The organism is Candidatus Bandiella numerosa (assembly GCF_021811875.1).
In the GTDB taxonomy this organism is placed as follows: Bacteria; Pseudomonadota; Alphaproteobacteria; order Rickettsiales; family Midichloriaceae; genus Aquirickettsia; species Aquirickettsia numerosa_A.
The window spans coordinates 1-255 of record NZ_JAJBJD010000252.1; the positions used below are offsets into that span (position 1 = coordinate 1).

At 33.7% G+C, this 255-nt stretch carries 1 protein-coding gene; it reads right to left on the reverse strand.

Annotated features, from left to right (window positions below):
- Nucleotides 1–255 (reverse strand): transposase (locus tag L8D11_RS06230; protein ID WP_236870665.1); only part of this gene is annotated, 255 nt, incomplete at both ends.

A 255-nucleotide genomic window follows, 5' to 3' on the forward strand; every position in this document is an offset into this window, starting at 1 on the left:
ATATGCACAATACACAGTTGTACTGTTGTATCTGGGAAGATACTATTTATCGCTTCTGTAAAACCTTTAAGACCATCTACGCACGCTACATATATTTTTTCTACCCCTCTATTTTTTAGTTCTGTCATTACTTGCATCCAAAATTTAGCTCCCTCGTTTTTGCTTATCCAGATACCCAATAACTCCTTTTTACCTTCCATATTTACTCCTATAGCCAAGTACACTGCTTTATTTATTATAGTATGATTATCTCTT